Genomic DNA, 17,429 nt, shown 5'->3' with positions numbered 1-17,429 from the left:
TATATCTGAATTTTACTAACTTATATAAGGGTTATGTACAAGGATTTTAAAGATAAGTATAGAAATTAATGTTTATAATCGATACATAACTATAGTAACAAAATTTAAGGAGGTTCAAATATGGGTATATTTAAAACAAAAATTGATGAGGATTGGAAAGTAAATTACATCAAAGAATTTAATGAAATGAGAGACTCTTATGAGAGTAAGCTTCAAAAAAAACAATTTGAAGTAGATAGTTTGAAATCAGAATTAGATAGACTTAGAAGTTATAAAAATAGTCTTAAGCCAAAGGAAAAGCAAATTACTGATGATGATATAAATAATATAAAAAACTTGAGAAGAGATGGTTTAAGCTATAAAGAAATTTCAAGTGAAACAAGTTGGAGTAAAGCAACTGTGAGTAGAGTACTAAATGGACTTTACGATTAGTATACACATGGGGTGATTTAAATTGGGGATGAAGTATAGTTATAAAAAATGTATAATAGATTCTATTTCATTGATGTTCATAGTTCAGATAGTAAGAATGATTTTAAATTATATACTTCTAAGTCAATTTGAATTTACTCTTGAAAATTTTAATATTGTAAATTTAATTTCTTTTACACTAGTTGGATTATCATTAATTTTATTTTTGAAAAATAGTTCTTTGTATAATAAAATGAGAAATAGAAAGATTACAGAAGCTTTCAAGGAAAATAAAGATAGTGTACTTATAAAAAGGTGTAAGTTGATACTTTTTATAGTAGTCTTATCTCTAGCTGTAATCTCAATTTATTATAATAGAAGCTATATGTTTTTTAATGTAACTATGATGACTTTATCTGTATTAATAATTCCAGTATTTGAAGAATTATTTTTTAGAGAGTACATCTGGAATTATTTAAACAATTTTATAAAATCAAAGAGTAAAGTTGTATGTATAACATCTATATTATCTGGTATTTATAATATAGGATATATAGATGTTATACGTAATTACATAATGTTATATAATAACTCTTACTATACATTTGAAGTTGTTATTTCAAAAATTATTATAGGTACTGTTTTTGGTATTATACTTGGTATTGTTAAGTCAAGATTTAAAGATGTAAGCTTTTGTATAATATTGAGAAGTCTGTTTACTATACTTACTAGACAGATAATATGATTATATATACTTAAATAATTGTAATAAGTGTATGAAGAGAATAAATGATAGCTATATATATAAAATAAACTCTAGTATCTGGAGTTTATTTTTTTTTATGAAGTTATTTTAATAAATTTATATAAGAACTGGATAAATTGCTACAATACAAATTGAATGTAAATATATTTTCTATCACAATTAAGAAATAAATGTATTACTTATACAATTTATTTTTTTAAATATTAAGAAGACTATTTGACAGGTTAGCCAATAATATGATATTTATATAAAATAAGATGAGTGTACAAACTAAAACTAATTATGAATGAGAGTGATTTACTTGAAGAAATTTTATGAAATATATTTAGATTTAGAGAAAGATATAAGAAATAATGTATATGAAGTAGGAGAGCTTTTACCAACAGAAGTAAAGCTTGCTCAAAAATATCGAGTATCAAGAGAAACTATTAGAAAAGCACAGTCGCTTTTACTAGAGAAGGGGTTTATACAAAAAAAACAAGGTAAAGGGGCTATTGTTTTAGATATAAATAAATTTGAAATAGAAGGGTCAGGGTTGATTAGTTTCAATGAATTACAAAAGAATAAAAATTTAGATACAGAAATAAGTGTACTAAAAAATAAAAAGGAGATTATGCCCTTAGAAATTTGTAAAAAACTAGATATAGATACAAAAACTAAGATTATAGCAGTTGAAAGACTTAGAAAAATTAATGGAGAAGCTGTTATTTTAGATAAAGATTACTTTATATCTGAAATAATACCAGAAATACCATTAACAGCGGTTCAAAGTTCAATATTTAATTATATAGAGAAAAATTTAGAACTAAAAATAGGTTATGCAAATAAAGAAGTAACAGTAGCTCCTGTTACAGAAGAAGATAAAATATTGCTAGATGTTGGAACAGACACACATGTTGTAGTGATACGAAGTGAAGTTTATTTAGAAGATACAAGATTATTTCAGTATCATGAATCTAGACATAGAGTTGATACATTTAGATTTGTAGATTTTGCAAGAAGAAGAAATCTTTAATTATATAAAAAGAGTGTCTTTTTTGTACTGTACCCTCAATTGTTAAATCAAAATTCTAATGATTGGGTTTCAGTATATTTAGACACTCTTTTTTTATTAGACCATATATTATTTAATTTTCTATAAATTCTTTATTAAAGTATTTGCTCTTTGAGAATATGTATGTAAGGATACAAGTAATGGCTATAGAAAGTCCCATTGCCAAGAAGTAAACACCCCATTGGTCTGTAAATATAGATAAAAACGCTGGTAACCCTGATATACCTATAGAACTTGCTTTAACATTAAAGTAAGATACAACCCCTCCAGCTATACCTGCACCTATCATAGATGCTATGAATGGGAAACGATAACGTAAGTTTATACCAAATATTGCAGGTTCAGTAATACCTAACCAAGCTGAAATTGAAGCTGTTAATGCAACACCCTTGATTTTTTTATTTTTTAATATAAAGAACATTGTCAAAGCTGCTGCACCTTGACCAAGGCTAGCCATAACTTGTATTGGCCATAATGTAGCAAATCCTAAAGTACCTATCATTTGTAAATTTATACCTAAGAATAAGTGATGCATTCCTGTTATAACCAATGGAGATAATATGAATCCAAAAAGTGCTCCTGCAAGGACTGCATTAATTTCAAATAATCCAAGAATTCCACTTGTAATTAAGTTTGCAAATGACATTGTTATAGGACCTATGATAGAGAATGTTAAGAAACCAGTTATTAATAATGTAAGAGGAGCAACAAAAATAAGTTGAACCATCTCAGGAATTTTTTTAGTTAAGAACTTTTCAATTGTTGCTAGAAGATAAGAAGAACATAAAACAGGGATTACTTGTCCTTGATAGCCTATTTTAGCAATATTAAAACCTAATATATTCCAGTAAGTAACAGCTTCAGGTGTTTTAGAGTATTGTGCACCAGGCATTAAATCTGGATTAATTAAAATAAGACCTAATACAATACCAAGTACAGGATTTCCTCCAAACTTTTTAACAGCTGACCAACCTATTAGTGCAGGTAAAAATGAAAAAGAAGTATTTGCTATAAGATTAATCATATTAGATATACCAGCCCAATTGCTATGAACTTCTAAAAAGGGTTGTTCATAGAAAATTCCTGGGTTAGCAAGTAGATTATTTATACCCATCAATAAACCAGAGGCAACTATAGCAGGTAATATAGGAATGAATATATCTGCCAACACCTTTATAGCTTTTTGAAGTGGATTTAATTTTTTATTAGAAATCTCTTTAACCTCAGATTTTGTTGCTTCCTTAAGCCCCGTAATTTCTATTAATGTAGCATAAACTTTATTCACAAGACCTGGACCTATAATAACTTGAAATTGACCATTTGAGGTAAAGCTTCCTTTCACTATATCTATTTGTTCTAATTGCTTTACATTAACTTTACTTTCTGAATTTAGAGCAAATCTTAATCTAGTAATACAGTGTGTTGCAGATATTATATTCTCTACTCCCCCAATTGCTTCAAGGATTTGTTCAACCTGCTCTTTATGATATGTATTTTCTTTTAATGTACTCATAAAATTACCTCCCCCTTAGAATGTGATGTTGTATAGACAAATCTTGAAAATAATATACCATAGAGAAATTTTTATGTCAACGTTATCCTAAATTTTTCTGAAATTTAATTACTAAAATATAAATTGTATATTATTGGAAAATCAGAAAAGTAAGAGAAAATTTGGAAGGAGTATAGGGAATATATTTTTTTATTTAGAGTAAATATTGATTTTAACAAAAAAAAGGTTTATTATAAAAATATAAAAATTGTCTAGACAAAAATGAAAGGAAAAATTTGCGTATGGATTTCAAGAAGAAAGTTATTTATCAAATATATCCAAAATCATTTAATGATTCTAATAATGATGGGATAGGAGATTTAAAAGGAATTATAGAGAAATTACCTTATTTATATAAATTAGGTGTAGATATAATTTGGATTAACCCATTTTTTGTTTCTCCACAAAGGGATAATGGATATGATATTGCTGACTATACATCAATAGATTCTATGTTTGGAACTATGGAGGATTTTGAAAAGTTAGTGGATGAAAGTAAAAAATATAATATAGAGTTGATGCTGGATATGGTGTTAAATCACACATCAACAGAACATAAATGGTTTAAAAAAGCTTTGGCAGGAGATAAAAAGTATCAAGATTTCTACTTCATTAGAGATGGCAAAGAAAATAATCAACTACCAACAAATTGGAAATCTAAATTTGGTGGAGATGCTTGGGGAAAATTTGGGGATACAGATAAGTACTACTTACACTTATATGATGTTACACAAGCCGACCTCAACTGGCGTAATCCTGAGGTTAGGGAAGAATTATATAAAGTTGTAAATTTTTGGATAGATAGAGGAGTTAAGGGGTTTAGGTTTGATGTAATAAATGTAATTGGCAAAGATGAAGAATTGAAAGACTCTACAAATAATATAGGAAAAGAAATGTATACAGATAAACCTATTGTCCATGAATTTATTAAAGAAATGAATAAAGAAACTTTTGGAAGAGTTGAGGGCATAACAACTGTTGGAGAAATGTCTTCAACAACTATTGAAAATTGTATCTTATATTCTTCTCCAAAAGAAAAAGAGCTTTCAATGACATTTAATTTTCATCATCTAAAAGTAGATTATGAAAATGGAGAAAAGTGGAGCGATATATCTTTTGACTTTATGATGTTGAAAAAACTCTTAAATGAATGGCAAGAAAAGATTGAAAGTGGCGGTGGCTGGAATGCACTATTTTGGAATAATCATGACCAACCAAGAGCTATTAGTAGATTTTGTAATGAAGAATACAGAGTTGAAGCATCAAAAATGTTAGCTGCTACAATACATCTATTAAGAGGAACACCATATATATATCAAGGTGAAGAAATAGGTATGACAAATCCAAATTTTGAAAGAATAGATGATTATTTAGATGTTGAAACTCATAATGCGTATAGTGAATTTTTAAAAAATAAAATTGAAAAAGAAACAATAATGAATATTATAAAGTCCAAATCCAGAGATAATAGTCGTACACCTATGCAGTGGTCAGATAAATTAAATGCAGGTTTTACAAATGGGAAGCCATGGATTAAAATAGCTGAAAATTATAAAGAGATAAATGTTGAAAAGGAACTTAAAGAAGGGTCAATTTTTAACTTCTATCAAAAGTTAATATCTTTAAGAAAGCAATTAAATATTATATCTGAAGGTTCCTATAAGGGAATTTTACTAGATAATGATAAGGTTTATGCTTATGTTAGAGGCTTAGAAGATGAAAGATTAATAGTATTTAACAACTTCTATGATTGTGAAGTTGAAGTTGAGATTAGTGAGGAATTTTTAGGAAAATCATTTACATATTTGATAGGGAACTATGAAAAGCGAGATTTAGAACCTAAGTTAGAGTTAAGACCTTATGAAACAGTAGCATTTTATAGTAAGGATATAAAAAAATAATGGAAAGAGGTAGTATTAATGAAACCAAATATTTTACTTATGATTTCTCATGACAGTGGTAGAAAATTCAGTAACTATGGATATAATGTGGAAACTCCATGTATAAATAAATTAGCTCAAGAAGGAATTCAATTTGATAATTATTTTTGTGCAGCACCTCAATGCAGTCCAAGTAGAGGAAGTATACTAACTGGATTATACCCTCACAATAATGGGTTAATGGGACTTGCACATCTAGGATTTTGTATAGATTCTAAACATACAACACTTCCTATGGAGTTACAAAAAAACGGATATGAAACAACATTAATAGGACTAAGCCATGAAACAATAAATGAAGCACCACCAATAAAAGATAGAGTATTTTCTTCAACCTATGACTTAGGATATGATAATTTTATAGCGGTTCCAGGGGATAGAGCTCCTAAGGTTGCTAAAGAGGCAGTTAAATTTTTAGAGGAATATAAAGAAAATCAGGAAAAGCCATTTTATTTAAATATAGGATTTTTTGAAACACATAGAGATTTTGATGAATATAAACCTTATGCAGATAAATTGGATGAAGTAGAGGTATTTAAGTTTTTACCCGATACAGAAGATGTAAGAAAAGATATAGCTTTATATAATGGTTCAGCAAAAGTATTGGATAAGGCAATAGGCAAAATATATAATAAATTACAAGAAACAGGATTAGATAAAAATACAATTGTTATACTGACAACAGACCATGGAGTTGCTTTTCCAGGAGCTAAAGGAATGTTAAAAGAAGCAGGATTAGAGACAGCACTTATAATTTTATTACCTAATTCCTCTCAAAAAAATGTAAAAAAAGAAGCATTATTATGTAATGTTGATTTATTGCCAACGATACTAGATTTAATAGAAGCTGAAATTCCTAAAAATATAGATGGAGAAAGTTTTGCCAATTTATTAAAAACTAATGAAGATATAGGTAGAGACTCATTCTTTACAGAAATGACATGGCATGACCAATATAGACCAATGAGAGGCATAAGGACTAATGAATATAGCTATGTTAAAAATTTTGAAGATGGGCCTAAAATATATATTACAGTTGATTCACATTTGAGTTTATCAGGTAAAGCTGTTAGAGATAAATTTTATGTTCCTAATGATAAAGAAGAACTTTATGATTTAAGAAAAGACCCACTAGAAGAAAATAATCTGATAAATGATTCAGATTATCAAGACATAGCAGAGGAATTGAGAAAGAAAGTTGATAATTGGATGTTAGAAACGAATGACCCACTTTTAAAAGGACCTGTAAAAGGAACAGGCTCAAGTAGATGGAAAACAGAAATAGAAGAGGGTAGAGCTTATCCAGGAAGAGACGAATATTATAGACTATTATCTGATAAGTAGAAAATATTAAACAAGTAAAAAATATTTAATAAAGAAGGTCTTTTATAATGAAAAGTATATCAGTTTTAATTAAACCTGTTTCATCGTTATGTAATTTGAGATGTAGATATTGTTTTTATGGAAATGTGAGTGATTTAAGAGAAGTAAAATCCTATGGTATTATGCAGGAAGACACTATAAAAAACATAGTAAATAATACATTTGAAATTTTGGATAATGGAGATATAGTTACATTTGCTTTTCAAGGTGGAGAGCCTACTTTAGCTGGATTAAGATTTTTCCAATATTTTATTGAGTATGTTAGTAAAATAAAAAAAAATATAACAGTAAACTACTCTATTCAAACGAATGGAACTCTTATTGATAATCAATGGTGTGAGTTCTTAAAGAAAAATAATTTTTTAGTAGGATTATCATTAGATTTACTAGAAGACTTGCATGATAAAAATCGTGTATATTCAGATAATAAGGGAAGTTATATAGATGTAATAAATACAAAAAAACTACTGGAAACACACAAGATAAACTTTAACATACTGTGTGTTTTGACAAAACAGATTGCACTTAATCCAAAAGAGGTTTTTAATTTTATAAAATTAAACAATGTGAAGTATATACAATTTATACCTTGTTTAGATGATTTAGACTGTAAAACTAAGTCAGAGTACTCTTTAGAACCTAAATATTTTGCATACTTTTATAAAATAATATTTAAGCTTTGGAAAAATGAGTTTGATAAAGGAAATTATATAAGTATTAATTTGTTCGATAATCTTATATCTGTTTTAATTACAGGAATTCCTAGTACCTGTGGGATAATTGGGAAATGCCAACCGCAATTTGTAATAGAGGCTGATGGAAGTGTATATCCATGTGATTTTTATGTACTAGATAACTTTAATTTAGGTAATATAAAAGATAACACTTTATTGGATATTTTAAGAAAATCTAAAATGCAAGAATTTTTGCATAAAGATATAAACAAAGAAAGTATTTGTTTAAAGTGTAATTTTCACAAAATATGTGGTGGTGGATGCAAAAGAATGAAAAATTCTATGTATATTGATTCTAGTAATAATTACTGTGGATATAAAGAATTTTTAATGTCTACTTTTGGTGATTTAGAAAAAATATCAGTATTAGTATATAAAAATCAAATACCAAAATAATTTTAGTATTTAGCATTCTAAGTTAAAGTGATTAAAAATTATGTATAATTAAAGGGTTTTGAGCAGAGTAAATTTAGTTAGGATGGTTTTAAATGAATGTAATTTTATTTGCAATAGCTGTACTTTCAACAACTATAGGAGCTATAACAGGCATTGGTGGAGGTGTAATAATAAAGCCAGTACTAGATTTGATTGGAATATTTGATGTTTCAACTATAAGTGTGTTATCATCTTTTACTGTGTTATCGATGGCAATTGTTTCTGTATATAAACAAATTAAATCAAAACTTTTTAAAATAAACTTTAGACTTATTTTAATTGGTGTAGCATCAGTATTAGGAGGTACTATAGGTCAAAGGTTATTAGATTTATCTATTTCATATGTAAATAATCCTTCTATAATAAAAATAACTCAAAATATTATGATGATTATTTTGTTAGTAATGGTTTATTTATATAGAGATAAAAGTTTAAATGTTAAGTTTAATACTAACATTACATATTTTATTGTTGGCATTTTTTTAGGGGTTACATCTTCATTTTTAGGAATAGGTGGAGGTCCTATAAATGTGGCCGTGTTTACAATATTATTTGGATTATCAGTTAAAGAAGCTGCGTTTAATTCCATTATAACTATTTTATTTTCTAATATTTCAAAGTTAGTTACAGTTTTCATAAATACAGGGTTTGGTATATATGATTTATCTGGATTACCTTTTATGATAATAGGAGCAGTGTTGGGAGGAATTATAGGTTCCTCTATTAGTAAAAATATGGATGACAAAAGAGTTAAATATATGTTCTCGTATATGACTATAATTATTACTGGAATAAATATATATAGTATATTTCAGGTAATATATTTTATGAATTAAAGTGTATAATGTAGATAATACGAGAAGTTAATTTAAATTATTGGAATGAGGAGATTTAATATGTTCAAAAAGTTATTCTCAAAAAATAAAAATGAAGAAGTAAAAAGTAATTATATAAAAGGAATATTACAATCGCCACTTACAGGGAAAGTATTAAGTATAACTGATGTTCCTGATGATGCTTTTTCTAGTAAAATGCTAGGTGATGGGATTGCTATAGAGCCACAAGAAGGAGTCGTATCTTCTCCTGTTGATGGTGAGGTGATTCAAGTGTTTTTGCCATCTAAACATGCTATATGCATAAAGAGTGAAGATGGTTTGGAGATACTAATACATATCGGATTAGATACTGTAAAGATGAATGGAGATGGATTTGAAGTATTAGTAAATGCAGGAGATAAAGTTTACTGTGGGCAAAAACTTATAAGATTTAATTTAGAAAAAATTAAAAAAAGCGTTAAATCTGTTATAACTCCTATAGTTATAACCAATTCTTATGACATAGATAGAGTTGAAATTTTAAGAACTGGAGATATATGTATTGGAGAAGATTTAATGAAAGTTTATAAGTAAATAGGTTTTACCAAGAGGTTTTGTCTAAATAAAAAATATTATAACTATAAAATGGCTGTATATAATAATATTGAAAGAGTGTAGGTATGCTTATTTTATTAAGGATACCTTTTTTTTATTGTGTTTTATAGAAAATTTATCTGCATAAATAAAGTTTTTAAAACTCTATTCTTATAATTATTTTACTTTTACTAATTATATTACTTATAATAATTTCTGATATTTATGAATTGTTATACTTTTTAGAACTCTATTTTTAAATATATATTGACATATATATATTATCTATTACAATTGATATAAACTAATAAAAATAAAATATTATTAATCAAATTATTGAATGGAGGAATAGAAATGAAATTTGTAACTTTCTGTACTGGCAATGAAGAAAATATAGGTGTATTTAACTCAGAAGCAAATAGTATATATGAAATTAATAGTTTGGGATTAAGTAAATTATATACAGATATGAATGATTTTATTGAAAATGTATCTACAGGTGATTTAGAAAAAATAAAAAACAATTCATTTGAAAATGCAAAGTGTTATAAGTTAGAAGAAGTGAAATTATGTTCCCCAATTGTAAGACCTAAAAAAGATATTATATGTTTAGGTCTAAACTATAAAGACCATGTCAATGAAATTCCAGATGGTGTTATAAAAAATGTAGTTATGCCAGACTATCCAATTTATTTCTCTAAAAGAGCAGATAAGGCAATTGGAGTAGATGATAAGATAAGTTTGCATGGAGATTTAGTAGAAAAGCTGGATTATGAATCAGAGCTAGCAGTAATTATAGGAAAAGAAGGTATAAATATATCAAAAGAAGATGCCTATGAATATATATTTGGATATACAATAATGAATGATATAAGTGAAAGAGCACTTCAAGACAAACATGTGCAGTGGTATAGAGGAAAAAGTTTAGATACACATACCTCTATGGGGCCTTGCATAGTACATAAAGAAGAATTTGAGCATCCTTTAAAACTGGATATAAGTAGTGTGGTAAATGGAGAAGTAAGACAAGATTCTAATACAAAATATTTTATATTTGATATACCTACTGTAATAAGTGATTTATCAAGAGGAATGACTCTAAAACCAGGAGATATAATTTCAACTGGAACTCCAGCAGGTGTTGCTATGGGAATGAATCCTCAAGTATATTTAAAACATGGTGATGTGGTTGAATGTAAAGTCGAAGGAATAGGAGTTTTAAAAAATATAGTTGATTAATGGATAAATATGCCATATAATTTTATTAGTACGAATAATTTAATTAATATGGGATTAGTCAAATTTAAGATTAATTTACTATAGAGAGGGATGAGTATATGGCAAAAGAACTAGAACTAAAGTATGGCTGTAATCCAAACCAAAAACCATCAAAGATTTATATGAAAAATGGAGAACTTCCTATAGAAGTATTAAATGGAAAGCCTGGATACATAAATTTTTTGGATGCATTTAATAGTTGGCAACTTGTAAAAGAATTAAAAGAGGCTACTGGTCTTCCAGCAGCAACTTCATTTAAACATGTAAGTCCAGCAGGTGCAGCAGTAGGTATACCTTTATCAGATACTTTAAAGCAAATATACTTTGTTGATGATTTAGAGCTTTCTCCATTAGCTTGTGCTTATGCAATGGCAAGAGGGGCAGATAGAATGTCTTCTTATGGAGATTTTATAGCACTTTCAGATGTGTGTGATAAAGAAACTGCAACTATTATAGCGAGAGAGGTTTCTGATGGTGTAATAGCCCCAGGATATACAGATGAGGCTCTTGAAATATTAAAAGGAAAGCGTAAAGGTAATTACAATATTGTAAAAATTGATGAAAATTATACTCCTGAACCTATTGAAACAAAGGATGTTTATGGAATTACTTTTGAACAAGGCAGAAATGAAATATTAATAAATGAAGACCTGTTAAAAGATATCCCAACTGATAATAAAATCTTTACAGATAACGCAAAGCGTGATTTAATTATAGCTCTTATCACATTAAAATATACACAATCAAACTCAGTTTGTTATGTTAAAGATGGACAAGTAATAGGAGTAGGTGCAGGACAACAATCACGTATTCACTGTACTAGACTTGCAGGTAATAAAGCTGATATTTGGTATCTTCGCCAACATCCTAAAGTATTAAATTTAAAATTTAAAAAAGATATAGGTCGTCCAGATAGAGATAATACTATTGATGTATATCTTTCTGATGATTATATGGATGTACTTGCTGATGGTATATGGCAAAATTTCTTTGAAGAAAAACCAGAACCTCTTACTGGAGAAGGTAAAAGAGCATGGCTTAAAACTCTAACAGGAGTAGCTCTTGGTTCTGATGCATTTTTCCCATTTGGAGATAATATAGAACGTGCTAAAAGAAGTGGAGTAAGTTTTATAGCACAACCAGGTGGCTCTATTCGTGATGATAATGTTATATTAACTTGCAATAAGTACAATATAGTTATGGCATTTACTAAAAATAGATTGTTCCATCATTAAAGTGTAAAGAATATAAATTAAATACTGATTAAATTAAAAATCTACAACAAGTTTTGTTGTAGATTTTTTTATTTGCTGTATAATTTTAAATAGAACTTTATTTTTAGATATTCAATTTGGAGGATGATATGGCTTTAAATATAAGAGACTATAGCCTATTGTGTAGTCAGGGTACAGCTAAATTTAATGAAGATGTAGTTGGTATAAGCCCATTTGGTGCGTGGATTTTGGATGGTGCGACAGGGCTCAATGGAAAAAACTTAGTATCAAATGAAAGCGATGCAAGATGGTATGTTCAGTGGTGGAATAAGTATTTATATAAAAATATGAATAGAGAAGAATCATTAAAGAGTATTATCAGTAGTGGGATAAAAGAAGTTAAAAAAGAGTATGAGATGAAATTAAATGGAATAAAGGTCGAAAAATTAGATTTGCCATCAAGTTCTATAGTCATTGTTAAGTTTCATGAAAATAAAGTAGAGTATTTTTTATTAGGAGATTGTGCTTTGTTTATTAAAAATGGAGATTCTAAAGTCATAAAAGATAGAACTATCTGTAAATTTGATAATGCTGTGTTTGATGAAATGAGTAAGTTTTCTAATTTAAAAGAAATGACTTTTGATGAGATAAAGTCAAGTGTCATGGATACAATAGTAAGCAATAGATTGAAAAAGAATACCAAAGATGGATACTGGATATTGGATTTTGATGAGGATGCTGTGGAAAATTCAATATATGGATACTTAGAAATAAAAAAAGATTTTCAATTGATGTTAACAAGTGATGGCTTTACAAGTGCATGTGATAGGTATAACCTCATAAAAGAAGAAGAATTGATACGTATAGCAGAAAAATTTGGTATAGGATATATACATAATAAAGTTAGAGACTTTGAGGATAACGACTATAAAGCAATTAAGGTTCCAAGATTTAAAGTAAAAGATGATTCATCCTGTTTGTATCTAGATATATATAATGATTAGATTATATGAAATTGTTTAATTTTAGAGGGGCGGTAAGTAAAAAAGTGAAAATTCTTCATATAATAACACAAAAACCAAATAGTACGGGTAGTGGAATATACATGTGCGGTATGATAAAAGGGTTTGAAAAAATAGGTTATGAGCAAGCTGTAATTGCAGGTATAGATGTTAATGACAATGTAAACTGTTTTTCAAGTGATATAAGTTTTTATCCAGTAAAGTATAATTGTGGAGAACTAAATTTTCCTGTTGTAGGAATGAGTGATTCTATGCCATATGAAAGTACTAGATATAGAGATTTAAATGTAGAAATGATAGATATATTAAAACATCAATTTAAAATAAATATAGACAGAGCTATGGAAGATTTTAAGCCAGATATTATAATATGTCATCATTTATATCTTTTAACAGCATTTGTCAGAGAGATTGTGAAAGATATTAAAGTTATGTCTGTTTGTCATGGGACTTGTTTAAGACAGTTAAATACTATAGATTTAGAAAAAGAATATATAATATCAAATATAAAAAAATTGGATTTAATATTTGCTCTTCATAAAAATCAAAAAGATGATATTGTAAAGACTTTTGGAGTAAGTGAAAGTAAAGTAGTTGTGATTGGCAGTGGATACAATGATAGTGTATTTTATGATAAAAATTATAAAATGCAAGGTGATAAGATAAGGATAGTGTTTGCAGGGAAGATATGTAAGTCAAAAGGGTTGATTCCATTTATAAAAGCTATATCTGGACTAATATATCGTAAAGATTTAATAGAAGTCAATTTTGCAGGTACAGGAAGTGATATTGAATCTTATAATGAGATTGTTAAGCTTGCAAATCAATCTCCATTTAAAATGAATTTCCTAGGAAAATTAGACCAAAGTGACTTAGCGGAGTTATTTAATAAGTCACATATATTTGTATTACCATCGTTTTATGAAGGGTTACCAGTTGTAGTTTTAGAGGCTTTATCATGTGGGTTAGATGTAATTACCACTGATATTCCTGGTGTTAGAGAGTGGATTGGTAGCCAAATTAATGATTCTGGCAAGATAGAATATGTAACTCTACCTTCTATGCATGGAGAAGGTATTCCAAATGAAGAAGAGTTATCTATATTTGAGAAGAATTTATATAATGCAATAGACTCTAAAATACAGTATCTATTATCCAATTTAGAGAAAAGGTCATTTGCAGATATGTCAAAAAAAACATGGGACGCTTTAGCTTATAGGATGAATGAAGTTATTTTAATGGATGAGATGTGTGTAATTTAGAGTGATTTAAATTATAAAAAAAGTGTAACTATTTCTACACTACTTTTAAGCGAATTTATATTATACTAATACTAAATATATTTATTTTGAGGGAGGTAATTTATGAAGTTTAGTAAAAGAATATTAGCATTAGGTATTTCAGCATTATTATTAAGTGTTAGTTTTCCAACATCAGCAAATGCACTAGATAAAATCGAAAATATCAAGGGAACGGATAAATATGAAACAGCTGGTATTATTTCTGATAAGCAAGATTATACAACAGCTGTACTTATCAACTCGGATTCTACGATGGTCGATGGTATTTCTGCTAGTGGTCTTGCAGGGGTAAATAATGCAGCAATTTTATTAACTAATAAGAATGATATACCAGAAGCCACTTTACAAAGGCTTAATAGAGTTACTAAGATATATATAATAGGTGGCGAAAATACTATAAGTAAAGATGTAGAAAAAATGCTACTTATGAGAAGAATGCAGGTTATAAGAATTGATGGAGTAGATAGAGTAGATACAAGTTATAAAATTGCAGCTGAAATAGAAAAGATAAAGAGTAGTGATAAGACGTTTTTAGTAAATGGATTTAAAGACGAGGCTGATGCAGTGAGTGTTGCGTCTGTTGCATACAGAGATGGTGCTCCTATTTTATTGACAAAGGATATAGCTTCAGCAGAAGAAGATACAGATTTAGACCCATGGTTTGGTGTTTCACCTGTTCCAGTATATGCTATTGGAGGAAAATCTACACTAAGTGATTATATAGTAAGTAGATATAGAGCAACTAGAATTGATGGTAGTGATAGATATGAAACTAATAAGAATGTAATTAAGAAGTTTTATAATGAAACAAAAGAGTTCTATGTGGCAAGTGGAGATGATTTAGTTTATGCTTTAGTTGCTTCACCAATGGCTAAAAACGCTCCTGTTGTTTTAGTTTCAGACAAAAGCGATAAGAGTATATTAAATAATGCTAATAAAGTTACTGCAATAGGTATAAATGATAATAAGGTTATAGAGCAATGTTTAGAAGCTACAAAATAATAAAATGTTGTTAGTAAAATGAATACATAATATATAGTAAAAGTCAGTATAATGCTTATATTTTAGTGATATATAGTATATAAATGTTAAACTATATGAATCTTCTAGTTGATTTTATGATAAAAATCAATTAGAAGGTTTTTTTTATTAAAATTATGTATCAAAATTATATACTAAATTGAATTGTATATGTTAAAAAAGAGTACGTGAGCTATTCATATATACGAATCAATTATCCTCATAAGTGAAAAGGCGAATGGAGTCATACACAAAATTGTATGACAATTCCATCCTATCACGTTTACATCAAAAAAGAAGATATGATGCCTATTTTTTATAAAGAATAAATCTCATAAGAGTTATCTTCTTTTAGCTTTTCTAACCAAACCATTTCTAAAATATCTAATTCTTCTAAGTAGTCTTTTTTAGTTTTGTTATCATCATGTTTTATAAGTTCTAAAATTTCAAATGTAAATGTTTTTTCTCCATATTTTTTCCAATCATTGTTTAAATCTCTTACCATACATGACCCAGCACCAAGTTGAAATTTGAGGGAGTTAAACTTGCTTTTTATGTCATTGCTCTTTCCAAGATAAATCTTTTTAGTAGTATCATTTTTTATCATAAATACACCAATGTCAAATTTCATTTCCTTATATAGTTGTTTTAATTCACGTTTTCTATCCATTTTCTTAGTACCTCTCTTTATAATTAATATGTAATATGTAATATGTAAAATTATTTATATATTACATATTATTATAAAGAGATTAATTTCAAATGTAAATAGATTTTGATAAAATTAATTATAAGTTTACTATTACTTAGTATCAATATCTAGGCTAATTAGAGTTATTATATGACTTAATATTATATAAAATTAAAAGAAGAGTTGACATGATGAAAATTATAGAATAAACTAAAAATGTAATAGTTAATAAATCTTAACTATTACATTCAAAGGAGGCTGTTATTATGAATAAAAATATAGAATTAATTGGAAACTTTGCAAGTGATTGGATTCGCTATAGTGATTATGAATATAAAATTACTGAAGAAGATGAACTGTATATAGTACCAACAGAAGATGCTGTATTTACTATGTACAATCCATTTGATGTTGCAGATGAAATTATAGTAGATATAATTCGCATAGGACAAGAAGCATTACAAGAGATATCAAAAGAAACTAAAGAAATGAGATTAAAAAAAGAAGTACTTGAATTTGTAAAGAAATATGGGTTGTTAGGATTAATTTATTCAAGTGTATATAATAGAGATATTGTTGGTGAAGAAAGAGTACTGATGATTGAAAAGAATTATATTACAAAAGAGAATATATTGAATACTGATGAGTATGTAAATATGTTCATCCCATTTGCAAGTGATGAAGATGTATACTTTAAAAAATATAAACGAGGTATAGATGTATCAAAACGAGAGGAATCACCCAAGTTTTTTGGAAAAAGACCATTGATTTTAGATTTAGTATTTTCAAGGTTTTATACAGAACAATTGGATTGGATTGTAAATTTTGCTAAGGATATGTGTAGACATTTTAATCAAATTTGTGTCTATAAAAACATGTCTAACCTACTAACTGAAAGTGTGACTATTATGTCTGGAGGGTTTAACCCTCAAAAGATTGGATTTTCTATAAGTCAATTAGATAAACCCACAATTGCATGGGAATTTAATTCTTTAAAAACAGCTATTGAAACTATATATGCATTTGCAATTACAAGTGAACCTGCATCTTTAAATAAATGTAAGTATTGTGGAAAGATTTATATACCTACAAATTCTAAATCTCAATACTGTTCACCTTCCTGTAGAAATTGCTCAAATGTAAAGAAAAGCAGAAGTAGAGCTAAAAAAGATAAGTAGATTAATATATCATTCTTTAGATTTTAATTATAAATAACTAT

Annotated in this window: 16 protein-coding genes; 14 read left to right on the top strand and 2 right to left on the bottom strand. The window is 27.6% G+C overall.

Going from position 1 to position 17,429, the window contains the following annotated elements; all coding sequences use genetic code 11:
- The first annotated feature begins 120 nt into the window (after window positions 1-120).
- The 3 genes from IR151_RS04615 to treR all read left to right on the top strand — a co-directional run bounded on the left by IR151_RS04615 (window position 121) and on the right by treR (window position 2,192).
- The gene (locus tag IR151_RS04615) at window positions 121-432 is read left to right on the top strand and encodes a helix-turn-helix domain-containing protein (protein WP_227433351.1); all 312 of its coding nucleotides are present in this window, start codon (window positions 121-123) and stop codon (window positions 430-432) included.
- A gap of 28 nt (window positions 433-460) precedes the next feature.
- Entirely contained in the window at window positions 461-1,156 is a 696-nt protein-coding gene (locus IR151_RS04610; RefSeq protein WP_227433658.1) for a CPBP family intramembrane glutamic endopeptidase, read from the top strand.
- 322 nt (window positions 1,157-1,478) lie between these two features.
- The gene (treR, locus tag IR151_RS04605) at window positions 1,479-2,192 is read left to right on the top strand and encodes a trehalose operon repressor (protein WP_227433350.1); all 714 of its coding nucleotides are present in this window, start codon (window positions 1,479-1,481) and stop codon (window positions 2,190-2,192) included.
- A gap of 112 nt (window positions 2,193-2,304) precedes the next feature.
- Here treR and treB read toward each other — a convergent pair whose 3' ends face one another.
- A complete protein-coding gene (gene treB / locus IR151_RS04600) occupies window positions 2,305-3,744 on the bottom strand; it encodes a PTS trehalose transporter subunit IIBC (protein ID WP_227433349.1) in 1,440 nt (479 codons plus the stop codon).
- A 281-nt stretch (window positions 3,745-4,025) separates the two neighbouring features.
- Here treB and treC point away from each other — a divergent pair, with 281 nt between their 5' ends.
- From treC to IR151_RS04550, 10 genes are all read left to right on the top strand, one after another.
- A complete protein-coding gene (treC, locus tag IR151_RS04595) occupies window positions 4,026-5,684 on the top strand; it encodes an alpha,alpha-phosphotrehalase (RefSeq protein WP_227433348.1) in 1,659 nt (552 codons plus the stop codon).
- An 18-nt stretch (window positions 5,685-5,702) separates the two neighbouring features.
- Window positions 5,703-7,067 (top strand): sulfatase, encoded by a 1,365-nt coding sequence (locus tag IR151_RS04590; protein ID WP_227433347.1) that lies wholly within the window; start codon window positions 5,703-5,705, stop codon window positions 7,065-7,067.
- 47 nt (window positions 7,068-7,114) lie between these two features.
- The gene (locus tag IR151_RS04585; RefSeq protein ID WP_227433346.1) at window positions 7,115-8,236 is read left to right on the top strand and encodes a radical SAM/SPASM domain-containing protein; all 1,122 of its coding nucleotides are present in this window, start codon (window positions 7,115-7,117) and stop codon (window positions 8,234-8,236) included.
- Between the two features lie 92 nt (window positions 8,237-8,328).
- Entirely contained in the window at window positions 8,329-9,111 is a 783-nt protein-coding gene (locus IR151_RS04580; protein ID WP_227433345.1) for a sulfite exporter TauE/SafE family protein, read from the top strand.
- 60 nt (window positions 9,112-9,171) lie between these two features.
- Complete coding sequence (locus tag IR151_RS04575; protein ID WP_227433344.1) at window positions 9,172-9,684, top strand: PTS glucose transporter subunit IIA; 513 nt, start codon at window positions 9,172-9,174, stop codon at window positions 9,682-9,684.
- A 354-nt stretch (window positions 9,685-10,038) separates the two neighbouring features.
- Window positions 10,039-10,923 carry a fumarylacetoacetate hydrolase family protein gene (locus IR151_RS04570; protein WP_227433343.1) on the top strand — a complete coding sequence of 295 codons (885 nt, stop codon included), beginning with the start codon at window positions 10,039-10,041 and terminating at the stop codon, window positions 10,921-10,923.
- Window positions 10,924-11,021: 98 nt separating this feature from the next.
- Window positions 11,022-12,197, top strand: a complete 1,176-nt coding sequence (locus tag IR151_RS04565) for a phosphoribosylaminoimidazolecarboxamide formyltransferase (protein WP_227433342.1) — start codon at window positions 11,022-11,024, stop codon at window positions 12,195-12,197.
- Between the two features lie 128 nt (window positions 12,198-12,325).
- Window positions 12,326-13,180 carry a hypothetical protein gene (locus tag IR151_RS04560; RefSeq protein ID WP_227433341.1) on the top strand — a complete coding sequence of 285 codons (855 nt, stop codon included), beginning with the start codon at window positions 12,326-12,328 and terminating at the stop codon, window positions 13,178-13,180.
- Window positions 13,181-13,224: 44 nt separating this feature from the next.
- Complete coding sequence (locus IR151_RS04555; RefSeq protein WP_227433340.1) at window positions 13,225-14,460, top strand: glycosyltransferase family 4 protein; 1,236 nt, start codon at window positions 13,225-13,227, stop codon at window positions 14,458-14,460.
- Window positions 14,461-14,562: 102 nt separating this feature from the next.
- Complete coding sequence (locus IR151_RS04550) at window positions 14,563-15,501, top strand: cell wall-binding repeat-containing protein (protein WP_227433339.1); 939 nt, start codon at window positions 14,563-14,565, stop codon at window positions 15,499-15,501.
- 334 nt (window positions 15,502-15,835) lie between these two features.
- On the opposite strand, the gene IR151_RS04545 is transcribed toward IR151_RS04550, so the two are convergent.
- The gene (locus IR151_RS04545; RefSeq protein ID WP_227433338.1) at window positions 15,836-16,189 is read right to left on the bottom strand and encodes a GIY-YIG nuclease family protein; all 354 of its coding nucleotides are present in this window, start codon (window positions 16,187-16,189) and stop codon (window positions 15,836-15,838) included.
- Window positions 16,190-16,476: 287 nt separating this feature from the next.
- On the opposite strand from IR151_RS04545, the gene IR151_RS04540 reads away from it, so the two are divergent.
- The gene (locus IR151_RS04540) at window positions 16,477-17,388 is read left to right on the top strand and encodes a recombination protein NinG (protein WP_227433337.1); all 912 of its coding nucleotides are present in this window, start codon (window positions 16,477-16,479) and stop codon (window positions 17,386-17,388) included.
- The last annotated feature ends 41 nt before the right edge of the window (window positions 17,389-17,429 follow it).

It is taken from the genome of Clostridioides sp. ES-S-0006-03, assembly GCF_020662275.1.
In the GTDB taxonomy this organism is placed as follows: domain Bacteria; phylum Bacillota; class Clostridia; order Peptostreptococcales; family Peptostreptococcaceae; genus Clostridioides.
This window is presented reverse-complemented; position numbering and strand designations above follow the sequence as displayed.